General features: G+C 51.2%; 13 protein-coding genes and 2 pseudogenes. 5 read left to right on the forward strand and 10 right to left on the reverse strand.

What is annotated here, in order from left to right; translation table 11 throughout:
- Positions 1–10: 10 nt before the first annotated feature.
- A complete protein-coding gene (locus IPL17_RS25435; RefSeq protein WP_345309894.1) occupies positions 11–1828 on the forward strand; it encodes a M3 family oligoendopeptidase in 1818 nt (605 codons plus the stop codon).
- A 140-nt stretch (positions 1829–1968) separates the two neighbouring features.
- Here IPL17_RS25435 and ssb read toward each other — a convergent pair whose 3' ends face one another.
- Positions 1969–2352, reverse strand: a complete 384-nt coding sequence (gene ssb, locus IPL17_RS25440; RefSeq protein WP_345309895.1) for a single-stranded DNA-binding protein — start codon at positions 2350–2352, stop codon at positions 1969–1971.
- A gap of 106 nt (positions 2353–2458) precedes the next feature.
- The gene (locus IPL17_RS25445) at positions 2459–2671 is read right to left on the reverse strand and encodes a hypothetical protein (RefSeq protein WP_345309896.1); all 213 of its coding nucleotides are present in this window, start codon (positions 2669–2671) and stop codon (positions 2459–2461) included.
- 103 nt (positions 2672–2774) lie between these two features.
- On the opposite strand from IPL17_RS25445, the pseudogene panC reads away from it, so the two are divergent.
- Positions 2775–3609 (forward strand): annotated as a pseudogene (gene panC / locus IPL17_RS25450) (pantoate--beta-alanine ligase).
- A gap of 45 nt (positions 3610–3654) precedes the next feature.
- Here panC and IPL17_RS25455 read toward each other — a convergent pair.
- The 6 genes from IPL17_RS25455 to IPL17_RS25480 form a co-directional block, all read right to left on the reverse strand.
- Positions 3655–4872 carry a hypothetical protein gene (locus IPL17_RS25455; protein WP_345309897.1) on the reverse strand — a complete coding sequence of 406 codons (1218 nt, stop codon included), beginning with the start codon at positions 4870–4872 and terminating at the stop codon, positions 3655–3657.
- A gap of 2 nt (positions 4873–4874) precedes the next feature.
- Positions 4875–5138 (reverse strand): cyclic-di-AMP receptor, encoded by a 264-nt coding sequence (locus IPL17_RS25460; RefSeq protein ID WP_345309898.1) that lies wholly within the window; start codon positions 5136–5138, stop codon positions 4875–4877.
- Positions 5139–5155: 17 nt separating this feature from the next.
- Complete coding sequence (locus IPL17_RS25465; RefSeq protein ID WP_345309899.1) at positions 5156–5491, reverse strand: cyclic-di-AMP receptor; 336 nt, start codon at positions 5489–5491, stop codon at positions 5156–5158.
- 134 nt (positions 5492–5625) lie between these two features.
- Entirely contained in the window at positions 5626–6915 is a 1290-nt protein-coding gene (locus tag IPL17_RS25470) for an ArsB/NhaD family transporter (protein WP_345309900.1), read from the reverse strand.
- Entirely contained in the window at positions 6912–7373 is a 462-nt protein-coding gene (locus tag IPL17_RS25475; protein ID WP_345309901.1) for a CBS domain-containing protein, read from the reverse strand. The genes IPL17_RS25470 and IPL17_RS25475 overlap by 4 nt, the downstream gene beginning before the upstream one ends.
- Positions 7374–7441: 68 nt before the next feature.
- Positions 7442–8536 carry a calcium/sodium antiporter gene (locus IPL17_RS25480; protein ID WP_345309902.1) on the reverse strand — a complete coding sequence of 365 codons (1095 nt, stop codon included), beginning with the start codon at positions 8534–8536 and terminating at the stop codon, positions 7442–7444.
- Positions 8537–8937: 401 nt separating this feature from the next.
- Here IPL17_RS25480 and IPL17_RS25485 point away from each other — a divergent pair, with 401 nt between their 5' ends.
- From IPL17_RS25485 to IPL17_RS25495, 3 genes and pseudogenes are all read left to right on the forward strand, one after another.
- Entirely contained in the window at positions 8938–9195 is a 258-nt protein-coding gene (locus tag IPL17_RS25485; RefSeq protein ID WP_345309903.1) for a hypothetical protein, read from the forward strand.
- Between the two features lie 4 nt (positions 9196–9199).
- A pseudogene (locus tag IPL17_RS25490) lies at positions 9200–11891 on the forward strand (cation-translocating P-type ATPase).
- 11 nt (positions 11892–11902) lie between these two features.
- The gene (locus IPL17_RS25495) at positions 11903–12139 is read left to right on the forward strand and encodes an amphi-Trp domain-containing protein (protein WP_345309904.1); all 237 of its coding nucleotides are present in this window, start codon (positions 11903–11905) and stop codon (positions 12137–12139) included.
- A gap of 46 nt (positions 12140–12185) precedes the next feature.
- Here IPL17_RS25495 and IPL17_RS25500 read toward each other — a convergent pair whose 3' ends face one another.
- Both IPL17_RS25500 and IPL17_RS25505 read right to left on the reverse strand, forming a co-directional pair.
- Positions 12186–13991 carry a glucosyl-3-phosphoglycerate synthase gene (locus tag IPL17_RS25500; RefSeq protein WP_345309905.1) on the reverse strand — a complete coding sequence of 602 codons (1806 nt, stop codon included), beginning with the start codon at positions 13989–13991 and terminating at the stop codon, positions 12186–12188.
- Between the two features lie 11 nt (positions 13992–14002).
- Positions 14003–15220: a glycosyltransferase family 4 protein gene (locus IPL17_RS25505; protein ID WP_345309906.1), complete on the reverse strand. Its 1218-nt coding sequence runs from the start codon at positions 15218–15220 to the stop codon at positions 14003–14005.
- Positions 15221–15422 lie beyond the last annotated feature (202 nt).

A 15422-nucleotide genomic window follows, 5' to 3' on the forward strand; every position in this document is an offset into this window, starting at 1 on the left:
GGAGAATTCCATGGCATACAAAATTTCAAAATGGAGCCTTGCGCCGCTTTACCCGTCCTATGAAAGCGCTGAACTGCAAAGCGCATTCGACATGATCGAGGAGCAGGTCACTTCGTTCGAAGGCGTGCGCGGAAAGCTCAATCCCGACATTTCCACCGAACAGTTCTTGCAGGTCATCCACGCCAGCGAAGAAATGACGCGCGTGGGAAACAAACTCTATTCGTTTGCAGGCCTGTCGTTCACAGCGGATACGCAGGATCAGGCGGCGCAGTCCCTGTACTCACGCGCACAGCAATTCCTGGCAGAGATCGAGAACCGAACCCTCTTCTTCAGTTTGTGGTGGAAGGAAGTGGATGAGGTCAACGCAAAGCGCTTGATGGACGCTTCCGGTGACTATCGCTATTATCTCGAATCCATGCGCCTGTTCAAGCCGCATACCTTGAGCGAGGCGGAAGAGAAAGTGGTCAACCTGAAAAATGTGACGGGTGTCAATGCATTGAATACATTATATGACTCGATCACGAGCCGTTACGTTTTCAAGTTGAAAGTAAAAGGGAAGGTACAGGAACTTACCCGCGGACAGGTGATGCGCTTTGCCCAGGGCAGTGACCCAAAAATGCGCGCCGCTGCCTATCAGGAACTGTATCGTGTTTACGGTGAAGCAGGACCTATTCTCGGGCAGATCTACCAGACTGTTGCCCGCGACTGGCACAACGAGAATATTTCCCTGCGCAAATTCTCCGATCCGCTCTCGGTCCGCAACCTTGCGAATGATATTCCCAACGAAGCCGTGGACGCCTTGCTCGAGACCGCGCGCAAGAATACAAATATTTTCAAACGTTATTTCAATTTGAAAGCAAAAACACTCGGGGTCAAAAAACTTCGCCGTTACGACATCTACGCACCCGTGGCCGGCTCGGACAAGAAATATGACTACGGCAAAGCCGCCGAAATGGTGTTGGAGTCGTTCAGCGCCTTCGATCCGAAGTTGGGTGATCTTGCCCGCCGCGTGTTCGATGACAACCGCCTCGACAGTGAAGTCCGCAAGGGCAAACGTGACGGCGCGTTCTGCTGGTCTGTTCTGCCTGACATGACGCCTTACGTTTTGTTGAACTATCAGGGCAACGCGCGGGATGTCGCCACCATGGCGCATGAACTCGGTCACGCCATTCACTCGATGCTGGCATCCCATCACAGCACCTTTACATTCCATTCGTCCCTGCCGCTGGCTGAGACCGCATCCACATTCGGTGAGATGATGTTCACTGACAAGCTGCTGGCCGAAGAAAAGGATGAAGCGGTGCGCCGTGACATCCTCTTCAAGCAAGTGGACGATGCCTACGCCACCATCATGCGCCAATCGTATTTTGCCTTGTTCGAGAAGCAGGCGCATGACATGATCCAGAAGAATGCCTCTGTGGATGAACTATCCGCCGCGTACATGGAAAATCTGAAGGAACAACTCGGCGATTCTGTTGAGCTGAGCGATGAATTCAAATGGGAATGGGTCTCCATCCCGCATATTTATCACACCCCGTTCTACGTTTATGCCTACGCTTTCGGACAGTTGCTGGTTTTCTCGCTTTATCAGCAATATAAAATTGAAGGAGAATCCTTCAAGCCGCGCTATCTCAAGATCCTCTCTGCGGGCGGGTCGGAAGCCCCAGCGAAAATCCTTGAAGAAGCGGGCATTAACATCCGCGACCCCAAGTTCTGGCAGGGCGGTTTCGATGTGCTGGAGAAATTGGTGAGTGAATTGGAGAAGTTGCCATTGAAGGGAAAAAGTAAAAAGACTGCCCGGTCTCGAAGGGCAAGAAAGCTGCTGTAAAGCCTTCCGCCAAGGCGAAGAAAACGGTAAAAGCCAAAGCTGGTAAGAAAAAGTAGTGCATTGATTCAACAAAAAAAGACGGCCACTCAAAAAGTGGTCGTCTTTTTACTTGTAACTCGTTTCTCGTTACTTCTTACTCGCTACGCGTCGTAATCGCCCGGGTCTTCATCCACAGACATCATGGGTTCTTCCGCGGGGCGCTTATCGAGGAATTGCAGGGTGAGCGCCACTACTTTGGTAAAGTATTTCGTCTCGCTCTTGTCCTCGTATTTATCTGTCTTCAATCGTCCTTCAAGAAAAACCAGACTGCCTTTCTTGAGATATTCCTGACAGACTTCGCCGAGCCGTCCCCAGGCTTCAATGTTGACCCACTCAGTGGATTCTTTTGTCTCTCCACTCTTGTCCTTCCAGTGATTGCTGACCGCAAGGCTGAAATGGGCCACTTTCTTGCCGGTGGGGGTGAACTTGCTTTCGGGATCCTTGCCCAAACGGCCGATCAATTGAACGCGGTTTAGTGTAGGCATGTTCCCCTCGCTTTTGTCTCGTGGCTTTTAGATGCAATGTTACGTGTCATAGTGGTCTCCTTTTTTATCTAAAAGAATATTTGGTTGTGTCGAACAGAGTTATACTTTATGAGGATGCTTTGGTTTCCGCCGGCTTGCCTTCGCCTTCAGCGACGATTCTCTTTAGGACGAGCATGCCTGTCTTCATTTCGTTGACGCTGTAACCAGCAGGTAGGGCATCCATTGCGCCTTCCTTGATCTCACGTGCGAAGAAGAACATTTTGCCCTTTGAGTGCAGGTAGTAGGTGTTGCCTTTTGAATTCGTGTGTGAATATGCCATTTTTTCTCCTTATGTCTAATTGGTGACTAAAGTGTAGAACAAAGTTTCTAGCCTGTCAAGCCCCAAAAGGAATTTTGTCTAGACAATTTATTGAGGAACTGATATGAAAACTGTGATTTCTCTCTCCGACCTAAGAACTGCCCGCCTCTCTCTCGCAGGGACAGTTGGTCTGGTCCCAACGATGGGATACCTGCACGAGGGACATCTCTCCCTGATCCGCCGCGCCAAAGAGGAGTGTGATCATGTAGTCGTGAGCATCTTCGTCAACCCGACCCAGTTCGGAGCGAACGAGGATCTCTCGAAATATCCGCGCGACCTTGAGCGTGACCTGAGCCTGATCAAACCCCTCGGCGTGGAGTTGGTTTGGACTCCCACCCCTGAGATCATGTATCCGACTGGCTACCAGACCTGGGTCGAGGTGGATACGGTCACTCGTCCGCTGGAAGGCTCGATGAGGCCGACCCACTTCAAGGGTGTGACCACGGTCGTGGCGAAGCTGTTCAACGCAGTCCAGCCGCACAAGGCGTATTTCGGTCAGAAGGATGCACAGCAGGCGGCGGTCATCCGCCAGATGACGAGGGATCTGAATTTCCCCGTGGATGTGATCGTCTGCCCCACCGTGCGCGAGGCGGACGGGCTGGCCATGTCCAGCCGCAATAAATATCTGGAAGGCGCTGACCGCAAAGCCGCGGCGGTGCTGTTCCGCGCACTGAGCGCGGCGAAGGACGCTTACGAAGGCGGTGAGCAAAATGCGGAAGTACTAAGAGGAAAGATGAAAGAAGTGCTTGAGAGCGAGCCGCGCGCGACCTGTGCAATATGTCTCATGCGCGGATTATGACACGCTCGAAGAGTTGGATGTGGTGAAGGGAAAAGCCCTGCTTTCGATGGCAGTAATTTTAGGAAAGACAAGGCTGATCGATAATTTTGTATTGGAATAAAAAAACCTCCGAAGTCTTAAAGACTTCGGAGGTTTTGGACTCACCTTATGGTCCCCACTTCATTTCCATTGCAAAAGGAATCAGCGAGATGACCGGCTGGCCGTCTGTGTAATACATGTCCACCCGGCCGCCCTGGTACACATCTTGGATCGGAGCCATGGCCGCGAGCACAAAACTGGCGTCTGGAGCCCAGAGGGATTCGTTCATTAATTCAAAAGTTTCGGGGCGCAGGACAGTTCTATTCGTCGCACCATCCACCGCAGAGCGGACAAGCTGTAAGGGCGGACGGTTGACAAATTCATCTGAACTCGGCATGTTCGCGAAGAAATAATACAACTGACCGTCAGGGGCAGGGTACGGCGCGTCTGCATAGTTGAATGTGCCGTCGCCCGGGTCGCCGTTGACCAGAGTAGTCACCGCGCCATTGGCTGAGTCCACGCGCCATAAGCCGGGCATGAACATCCCCATGTATGGATATGCCGAGTACAAGGCGGAGCCATCGGCGCTCCATTCGGTAAAGCCGCAGCAGATGAACGCGCCCTCATCATTGCTCAAACGGACAAGCGCATTGCCGTTTGGATAATAAATGGCAGCGGATGCGCCTTCATAATAACCAAGTGTAATGACCAGTTTGCCGCCATCGGCAGAGTATTTTTCAGGCCAGTACATTTCACGCGGAACAAGCAGGTCATTCCCAAGATCGTCAATATCATTGTCAAGCACGCGGTTGGATTGCCCGGATGCGATGGAATAAAAATTCAGTCCCTTATGTCCATACGCAATGGTCTGACCATTGGGCGACCAGACAGGACTGGTAATGTTCGAGAGGAAGGGATTATTCGCATCGAGCGGGCCGCCGTCCACGATCATACTGCGATTGCTTCCATCAGCATTGACAGTGTACAACTTGTTATCGGAGACGTACACAACACTTCCGTCCACCAATGAAACATCATGATCTTCCACTTTGGCGGGTTCAAAGGTTAATTGTGTAACGGTCTTGCCATCTTTCTCAAGGCGATACACTTGCGCCAGCCCGGCACCGTCGTTGTTGAGAAAATACATCGAATGCGGGAGCAGACTTTCGGTCGGGGGCGGAGGCGTTGCGTCGATCTCAGGCACAGTGGAGGTCAGGGCGGCGAATGTCTCCGCGACGATCGTCTCCACATTAACGGGAGCGGGTGTGCTGACAGGGTTGGCAAGGGAACATGCCAGCATCCCCGCCAGCAATACGATCAAGGCAAGGAGGATCTTCTTTTTCATTTTCAGATCTGCTCAAAATGATGGACAGGCACAACGAACAGCGTGGCGCGTTTTTCATTGTCTAACGCTTTGGGCAGGGCATCGCGCACAACTTTAATGGCCGCGTCCACCTGCGCGTCTTCGACGCCCAGCAGCATGGTGACCACACCGCTGCGCATGAATCCGCCCGTGGATGCAACCCGCGTCACACGAAAATTCCCTGCAGTGAAAGCCTGCGTAAGTGTGTCGGCATCGTTATCTTTGACAATGATGATGATCATTTTCATGGTGATTTCTCCCAATGCTAGATTTGTTCAAAACGTTCAACAGGCAAAGCGAACACCGTCGCGCCGCCGACTGTCACGGGGACAGGCGCGGGCATCGGCATGGGCGAGCCTTCGAGCGGCAGGGTCATATACTCGATCCGTTGGCGGCAGGATCTTTGGAGTGCTTCGAGCGCTTCCTGTTCTTTTTCAGCAGGCAGGCCGATCAGGAGTGTTGCGTTGCGCCGCCCCAGGAATCCGCCCGCGCTGGAAAGATAGGTCAACGACGCGCCGACTCCCTGCAGGGCTCTGGTGGCAGTCTCAAGATCCTGGTCCTGGACGACCGCCATCAATAATAAATGGATCGGATTTTCCATACTGATTCTCCTTCAATGAAGGCGCTTCACGCCGCGCCCTGGATTGACTCTGTTTAAGAAATTTTACTTACTTTGATATTATCAGATGTCAGTGGATGATTCAACCTTTGCTAGCGGGCAGCCTGGCGTAAAAATCACATCCACCGGAACATCACAACGTAAAGGATACTGGCGATGGCGCATGTCACTAACATGACCGGCAAGCCTCGTTTATTCCAGATCTTTGCTGTGATGGGTGTGCGCGTTCTTTCCGAAAGAGTTGTAACGATAATATTTGCAGTCGAGCCAATGATCGTGCCGCTTCCGCCAAACCCTGCGCCAAACGCCAGCGCCCACCAAAGGGGTGTGATATCCATGCCCGATTCGCCCAACCCTTTGATGACAGGAATCAGCGCAATCGTAATGGGAACATTATCCACGACTGCTGACAGCCCGGCTACGATCCAGATCAATCCAAATCCAAATAAGACCGGCGGGATACCGGATGCCCGTTCCAATAACCCTACTATTGCTTCCATGACGCCGGAATGTTCCAACCCTCCAACCATCACAAAAAGTGCGCCAAAGAAAATAAGCACACTCCATTCAATATGTTTGAGGACTTCCTGAATATCAGGCCGCACCCAGACCAGGGCAACTGCTGCCGCGGTCAGCGCGACCATGGATGGGCTTACGTGTAATGCATGATGCAGGAAGAAAAATAAAATAGCGCCAATCAAGACGATTAGAATGCGGCGCGCGATCAATGGTTCATTGAGCGTTTCAGCGGGATTAAGCCTCATGATGGCCTTGACACCGCGCGGCCGTCTGGACAATTCTTTTCTAAAAAGATATTTCAACAGAAATAATGCGCCTGCCCATGAGACCAATACAATTGGCATCGAATAGATCAAAAAATCGTTGAAAGAAAAACCTGCAGCGGAACCGATCAGCACATTGGGCGGATCACCGACCAATGTTGCCACACCGCCGGTGTTTGACAGCAAGGCCTCGGAGACTAAAAATGGGAGGGCACTTATCCCAACAATTTCACAGATCAGGATGGTTACCGGAGCGATAAGGACAACGGTGGTCACGTTATCAAGAAACATGGAAAGAATTGTTGTAATGACGCCCAATAGAATAAACAGGCGCAAAGGGTTCCCCTTCGAGGAACGTGCCGCGAGAACTGCCAGATATTGAAAGAACCCTGTTGGCTCCAACATGGCAACAAGGATCATCATGCCGAACAGAAGGCCAAGGGTATTGAAGTCGATCGCTTTTAGGGCGGCTTCTTCGGAATAAAATCCCAAAATTCTCCCCACTACCACCATCAAGGCTGCACCTGCAATAGCCGTAATGGAACGATTCATCTTTTCGGAAAAAATCAGGATCAGGCTTCCGAAAAAGATGGTGCTGGAAATGACAGCTGGAATCACGGTCATCTTTCCGCCTTTGACCAGGTGGAAAGGATGGCAACTCCGATGTCAACACGTGAAGTAATGCCCACCAGTTTTCCATCTTTGGAAATCACAGGCATATCGTGCAGGTTGTGTTGCAGCAGCAGGGCATAGGCACGCAGCAGTCCGCAGTCTTCATCAACGGTGACCGCGGGTTTCATTAACGTCTTGACAGTTTTATTGAGCGTCCTTGCTGAAGGATGTATTTCCTCTACCGCGCCAAAATCGTGGACAAAGTCTACATCTGCCAGGAAAGTGACGAAGTCAGGCAGTTCGAGGGTCAGCATATCGCGAATGCCGATCACGCCGACTGGTCTGTCATCATTATCCACAACGGGTAGTACGCCGATATGTTTCTTGACCAAAATCGCTGCGGCTTCGCGGATCGTGGCTGTCACATGGATGGAGACAACATTGTGTTTCATACATGAGGTAACATTCATATGTAATTTCTCCAAAAATTTTTAAATCCCATCAATCACATTTTTACATAACATACATTCTTTGCTGCTCATCGAATGGATTTATCCTGCCGTTTTGTTTTTAATGAGCGCATCGCTGCGATCACAATTGCAATAAAAGTTGTCGGGACAAAAAACGTGATGAACAACTGCATTGAAGTCAGAGACGCGCTCCCGCCAGCGCGCATAATGATATAGATCACATAAATAACATAGTATGAAAATAACAACCCGCCTTCAAGGCGCGAAATGCGGCTGTCTATATAAAAGACAGGCAGCGTCACCAATGCGACAAAGACCATGACAGGCAGGTCAAACTGCAAGACCTGGGGATCAACAAAAATACCGTTTGGAGAAACAAGCGCGCCAATTCCCAACACGCCAAGTAAATTGAAAATATTACTTCCAACGGCATTGCCAACTGCAATGTCGCTTTCTCCTTTAAGAGCCGCGATCACGGAAGTGGCAACTTCAGGCAATGACGTTCCGATCGCCACGATCGTCAATCCGATCACCAGTTCGCTTACGCCCAGTGCTTTTGCAATTCGGACCGCGGAATCCACCAGCAAGTTTGAACCTAATATAAGCAGTCCAAGACCGGCAAGGATAAAGGCGCTATTTATGATGATGCTTTTTTGGGTGCGTGATTCCTTCTGCTTATATTCTTCTGCATACTCTTTTTGCACCGCTTCGCTTTCGGAGCGGCTTTGTTTCAATGCAAAAAATACATACATAGCCACAAGCAATAAGAGAATGATTCCATCGAATGCGCCAAGATTCCCATCGAATGCGAGCACAAAGGCAAGCAGGGATATGCCCAACAGGAGGGGCGCGTCTTTACGGATCAATTGTTCCGCGATCACGATCGGCGCAACAATTGATGTAACACCGAGAATAAAGAGGATATTGAATATATTGGAACCAAGCACGTTGCCAAGCGTCAAATCCCCCTGACCGTTTGCCGCGGCTTGAATCGAGACCGCGATCTCGGGCGAGGCTGTTCCAATGGCTACGATCGTTAACCCGATGACAAGCGGCGAAACGCCAAATGCCGCCGCCAGGCGTGATGCGCCGCGCACTAAAAGCTCTGCGCCAAGGATTAAAATAACAAGTCCGGCGATGAATAGGAGAATAGTGTTTGTCATGTATGCAATCCGATGGCGAACTCCGTTGAATTTTTTATACCATGACTTTCACTGGCTGTGATTAATTCCTGTAAAAAATGATGGATCAGTGTCGCGTTACGAAAAAAACAAGCATGTAGTGCACAACAAAAAAAGCCTGACTGACAAACTTACCCACAAAATCTTAACAATAGTGTAATTGACTCGTATCAGTTTATGTTGTATATTCAAGTTACTCCGATGGGGAGTAGCGCCCAGCTTTTTGGGTAAACAGTCGTCAAGACGGAAAGAGATTTCCCGGCTGTTTGAAAGAAAACGCAAGACCATCGCCTTTCTAGGCGGTGGTCTTTTTTGTTAATCTGGAAGCAATGTCCGTATGGAAAAAAGTTCCGGATTGATGGATAAACAAAAAGGAGATTCCCATGTCCAACCAGCCGCATTCCGTTCCCCATTTCCCCCCGTTTCGAAAACTCTGGAAGCCTGCCGTTGCCACCGGGGCAGGCGGTACAACTCTGGTCATCTGGTTCGAGGAGATCATTGCCTTTGCAACAGATTTCATTGGCGTGATTCTCCTGGCTATTATGGGGGGGCTGATCTGCCTGTTCGATAACATAATATTCAAGTCCCGCATCCCCCGCCAGGACGATTTGCAGGATACATCCAAAGGAGTGAAAAAATAAAGTTATGGAATCAAATAAAATCTGGCATATCCAGACAATCGAGCAAGCCTTTACCCATCTCAAGAGCCAGCCCGGTGGATTGGGTCAGGCGGATGCTGCCGAGCGTACTTCTGCAATACGGCGCAAACGAAATTCGGGCCGCGAAACGCATCTCTGCATGGGAGATTCTGTTCGATCAATTCAAGAATATCCTGATCTTGATCCTGCTTGGCGCGACCGCCATTTCCCTTTTTCTGGGACACGGGATTGAGTCCATTGCCATTGCGGTGATCGTATTGTTCGCGGTTCTACTGGGCTTCATCCAGGAATATCGCGCCGAACGCGCGATTGAAGCGTTGAAGCAAATGGCGGCGCCCACCGCGTCCGTTCTGCGTGATGGAGTGGAAGTCAAAATCCCGGCGCGTGAGTTGGTACCGGGCGATGTGGTCATCCTGCATACCGGCGACCGCATGCCCGCCGATGCCCGCCTGCTTGAAGCAGTGAATCTCCAAATTGAAGAAGCCGCGTTGACCGGCGAATCGGTCGCCGTGGAAAAACACATTCAGCCGCTTCCCGTCAACGACCTGCCTGTTGGCGACCGCAAGAACATGGTCTACGCCGGAACCGCCGCCACCTACGGACGCGGCAAGGCATTGGTCGTCGCCACCGGGATGCAGACCGAGTTCGGCAAGATCGCCCAACTTCTGCAAACCGTCGAGACCGGCAAGACTCCGCTCCAGCACAATTTGGATAAGGTCGGTACGGCGCTGGCGCGTGCGGCTTTCGTGGTGGTTGCCATCATCGTCGCGCTGGGATTATTCCGCGGACAGCCCTTCGTCGAGATGCTCATCTTCGGCATTGCGCTGGCGGTCGCAGTTGTGCCCGAAGCCCTGCCCGCTGTCGTCACGATTTCGCTGGCGATCGGCGTGCAAAAGATGGTCAAGCGCAACGCGCTCATCCGCCGCCTGCCCGCTGTGGAAACCCTCGGGAGCACCTCTGTGATTTGTTCGGATAAGACCGGCACACTGACCAAGGATGAAATGACCGTACGAAAAATTTTCGCCGCCGGGGAGTTGTTCAAAGTTTCGGGAGCGGGATATTCGCCAGTCGGCGAGTTTTCACTCAACGGAAGCGGAGCCATCGCGCCGACAACTGGTCTGCAAAAACTATTGACCGCCGCCACGCTGGCATCTGACACACACCTGATCGGTGACGTGGAAAATGAATCGGGTAATGAATGGTCGATTAAGGGCGACCCAACCGAAGGGGCGTTGGTGGTCGCTGCGGCAAAGGCCGGGCTGCAGAAAGAGTCGCTCGACTCAGAATATCCACGGGTGCAGGAAATCCCATTCTCATCCGAAACAAAACGCATGACCACTTTGCATCAGACAAATGGAAATCTGACGGCGTATGCCAAAGGCGCACCAGAGATGATTTTGGAAAGCTGCGACTGGCACCTGACCGCCGACGGCGTGAAACGGTTTGATGACGCGGGGCGAAAACAAGCGCTGGCGATGGCGCAGGATATGGCGGGTGAGGCGTTGCGCGTGCTTGGGATTTCCACGAAGGCAGATGCCACACTTGAAACGGCGCAAACGGGCATGACATTTTTAGGGCTGGCAGGCATGATCGATCCGCCGCGCCCCGAAGCCAAAAGCGCAATTGCGACTTGCGCGCAAGCCGGCATTCGGGCAGTGATGATCACCGGCGATCATCCCGTAACGGCGCAGGCGGTGGCGCGTGAATTGGGTCTGCTCAAGACAGGGCGCGTTGTGACCGGCGCAGAATTGGAAGCAATGAGCGACGAAGAATTCAAACGCGAGGTCGAGACGATTGAGGTCTACGCGCGTGTTTCCCCGGCGCATAAACTGCGCGTGGTGACGGCGCTGCAAGCCAACGGTCACATCGTGGCGATGACCGGCGACGGCGTGAACGACGCGCCATCGCTCAAGAAAGCCGACATTGGAATTGCGATGGGCATCACCGGCACCGACGTCACCAAGGAAGCCGCTGCGATGATGTTGACCGATGATAATTTTGCTTCGATCGTGGCGGCGGTGGAGGAAGGGCGCGGGGTGTTCGACAACATCAAGAAATACCTGATGTACCTGCTGTCTTCGAATATCGGCGAAATCGGGCTGATGGCTGGTTCGGCGTTGCTGGGTCTGCCTCTCCCGCTGACGGCGGTGCAAATCCTGTACGTCAACCTGGCTACCGACGGTTTACCTGCTCTGGCTCTCGCAGTTGACCCGGCTGAAAAGGATTTGATGAAGCGCAAGCCGCGTAATCCGCGCACGGGGATTTTTACCCGCCCCGTCGTTTCATTGATGGTGGCGGGCGGAGTCTGGTCAACGATCATTAATCTGGGCCTGTTCATTTGGGCGTCGAATTCCGGGCGCAGTCAGGTGGAGGCGATGACAATGACCTTTGTCTCGCTGGTGCTGATCCAGTTTTTCAAGGCGTACAACTTCCGCTCTGATCGGAACTCGGTGTTTCAGAAACCCTTTGCCAATAAATGGCTGAATACGGCGATTGTTTGGGAAATTGTTTTGCTTCTGCTCATCGTATATGTGCCCGCTCTGCATGAACCGTTCAATACGTTCAGCCTGCCTCTAGTGGACTGGTTGATCGTACTCGGCCTTTCCCTGACAATTTCGCCCGTGCTGGAACTGGTCAAGTGGATGGAACGAAAGGGCTGGTTTGGAGCTATGGAATAAGGAGACTGCAAATGGCAACACAAAAGAAAAAACGCAAGCGTGATATCGAGAAGAATTATCCTGTCAAACAGTTCGTCAAAAAACTGCGGCGTCTTGCCGACTGTATCGAGCAGGGACAGAAGTTTCAGATCCAGGTGGCGGGTGAACGAATCTACATACCTGCCACAGCCGTCATCAACATCGAACATGAACGCAGTGATTCTTCAGAGGAGTTGGAATTTCAACTTAAGTGGACGCTCGATAAATAGGTGAAAAGACCTCGGAGTTCTTCAAGAACTCCGAGGTCTGGATTATTTATCTTTGTTGATATTCTGAAATTTCGATCATGGGTGGGCGTTCGCCTTCGGCGATCTCTTCGATGTCGAGGAAGAAGCGATCCTGTTCATGGCGGATCATCTTCATGGTTTTGTTGATATTCTCCAGCATGCTCTGCCCATACTTGCCCTCGAGTTTTCGGATGACCGCCTGGATGATCGCAAAGGACATTTTCCCCAATGCCTCCAATGGCTGGTTGTGATGGATGCGTTCCTGTAGATCCACCTGGGCGATTGACCTTAATCCAAATTTTTCAAGCATATCTATCAATAATCCGATCTCAACACCATACCCTGAAAAGAATGGCATCTGTTCCAAAACTTTTCGACGGCCGCCATATTCGCCTGAAAGCGGCTGGATCATGCCTGAGAGTTCGGGATAAAACAGATTGAGGAGCGGGCGGGCGGTCAATTCGGTGACACGGCCGCCGCTGCCGGCCTGCATCTTGTTGCCGACTTTTAATGGGCGGCGGTAAAACCCTTTGACAAAATCAATTTCAGGCCGAAGCAGGAGCGGGCCGATCAATCCATAGATGAAGCGCGGATGAATGTTAACGATATCGGTGTCGATCCAGATAATGATATCTCCGCGTGTGCAGTACAGGCTTTTCCACAACGCCTCTCCTTTCCCTTTGCGTGCGCCATATTGAGACAATACCTCCTGATGGATATAGACCGGCACATCAATTTTTTTTGCGATCTGGCGGGTGCGGTCGGTTGAATTCGAGTCGATCAAAACGATCTCGTCCAGCAGAGGAATACGTTTCATCAGGACATTCTTGATCGTTCTGATGACTTTTCCAACCGTTTGCTCCTCGTTAAGCGCGGGAAGCGCAAGGCTGATGGTAAGGTTTTGCTTTTCCTTCAGTGAAAGCAAATATTTCAGGTCCGCGAACTCGTCGGCGTGAAATGTGTTTTCCGCGAACCATTTGTCCACGAGTACGGAGATGGCGGTCTGGCCCGCCTCTTCACTGGCAGGATTGACCTCATAAGGTAATTTTGTTTTTACAACGATCACGCCATGCTGACTTTCCTGCATGATCTTTTCGGCCACAGGTCCGATGGATGGGACCTCGTCAACCGGGCGGGCGGATGCACCCATGATGAGCAGGTCATGTTTTTTGGCAGCTTCGAAGACTGCATTGATTGGATTATCCGTAACGACTTCCTCCCACTTAATTTCAGGCAGGCTTTTCAAAACACGGTTGACCCCCTTGAAGGCAACATCCTGATCTCTTGTTATGTTATTCGGAAAAATGTGCAGTGATGAAATTTCCGCGCTGCTGGTATTGCGAATGGATAATGCAATACGCAGGCTTAATTCAGCGTACGGGCCGCCGCGAATGGGCAGCAGGATGTCCCTGATGTTCGATCCAATATGTTGATTGACAATGGCAATATTGCAGGGCGCTTGAGAAAATATCTCGGCAACCGAGGTCTTCAAGGCTTCAAAATGACAGGGCCATTCAAGCAATAAAAGATCGATATCTTCGCGCTTCACGATATTAACCAGATCTTCCCATGGGTTATGTGAGACGGTGACCTGCGCCCATTTATCCCCCCGCTTTACTTTGTAAAGTTTTTTGAGAGTTTGCCTCAACTTGCGCGCGTCAACTGCCGCCGTGCTGAGTGATAGATCATTGGCGACATAAATAAAACCGCTAAGCAGGACGTTTTCGTCACCGGCGATCGCATGCGCGGCATGGATGGCGGATTTTTGCTCGCACCCGTACACGACCGGCACAAGGACTTTTGCGATAAAAGCGTTTTTCGGAATGGGGAACATGGTTTCTCCTTTTATTCCTTGAGCAAGGGAGCGATCTTTTCTGCATGGATACGCTCCCAGGTGAATTGTTCACGGACGGATTTGCGCAGACCAAAGACTTTATTGTTCATAAAATGAGTGGTGATCATTTTCGCCACGGCGGCCGGGTCTTCCTGCGGGGAAAAAAAGTTTACCAATACGCCGCCCAGTTTCTTTAAAGGAGGGATGTCTGAGCAAAAGACCGGAATGCCTGCAAAGCCTGCCTCTAAAATGGGAATGCCAAATCCTTCTTCAAAGCTGGGAAATAAAAGCGCATCCGCAAGTTTATAAAAATCTGAAATGACCCGGTCGGGTATGAATTCAGTTGTCAATTCGGCGAGAAAATGCGCCGAATTTTTTAATCCCAAATCTTCGCGCAACGCACTTAATTTTTCGAAATACTGAAGGTTCGCAGGATTATGCGGGCCGAGCGGTCCTGTGATTATTATCTGCGCAGACGGAAGATCAATTCGCAATACCGCCAGGATCTGCAGGGCGAGTTCAATGTTTTTGCGCGATGTGATGCGAACAGGAAGCAGGAGTAAAGGGCTCGCCAGCAGCAGATCGAGCTTTTTTATATACCCAAGAGTTTGTTCTTCCAGCTTGAGAAACTTTCCCATATCCACGCCGTTGGGGATGACACGGATAGCGGATTGCTCGATCTTCATTAAATCGGAAAGCTCTTCTTGCCGCATTTCAGAAATAGTGACCTGAGCTGCCCCGATCCAGGCAGTTTTAAGCAAGTCCCACGGATACCCTTCATGCAATTCGAATTGATAGCGTGGTGTTGTCCATGCGAGATCGTGATGCCAAAGGATCAGACGCGGAAGTTTTCCGGCGATATGTAATTGATAAAGCGCGGCCGTCAGTGCGAGGTTCTTATTCAACGAGCAGATATTGTGGACGATCAAAATATCCACGCCCGATACGGCGGCTTGTAATTGTTCGGCGAGTTCAGCGCGCAACACCTCGAATTCTTGTGTTACCTCGCCGCGATCCAATTCTTCCTTCATTTTCGCCACACGCACGTGGCGTGAATCCGCGAGGGGGATGGTGATCAACGGGATCTGTGCGCTCATTGCCTCACCGCGCGCCGCGATCAATCGGACTGAGTGCCCGTTTGCTGACATCATCCGCGCGTGATGGGCGATGACGCTTTCGACACCACCCACGACGGGCTGAACCGAGTAGTGAAGAATGGCTATGTTCATGATCAGACCCTCCAAAATTATTCCTTGTTAATTGTGCGATTTGCGGCTCTCAAGCAAAAGCGCCGTGCCATGTATAGGCGCGCACGTGGACTTTACAGGTGATCTTTTTAAGTTTGATGTTCAACGGGATTTTTGTTGCGACAAGACAATGCCTCAGCATTGATAAGTGACATTATTAAAGTCATTCATATAAAAGCATGAT

This window comes from Candidatus Villigracilis saccharophilus (assembly GCF_016711665.1).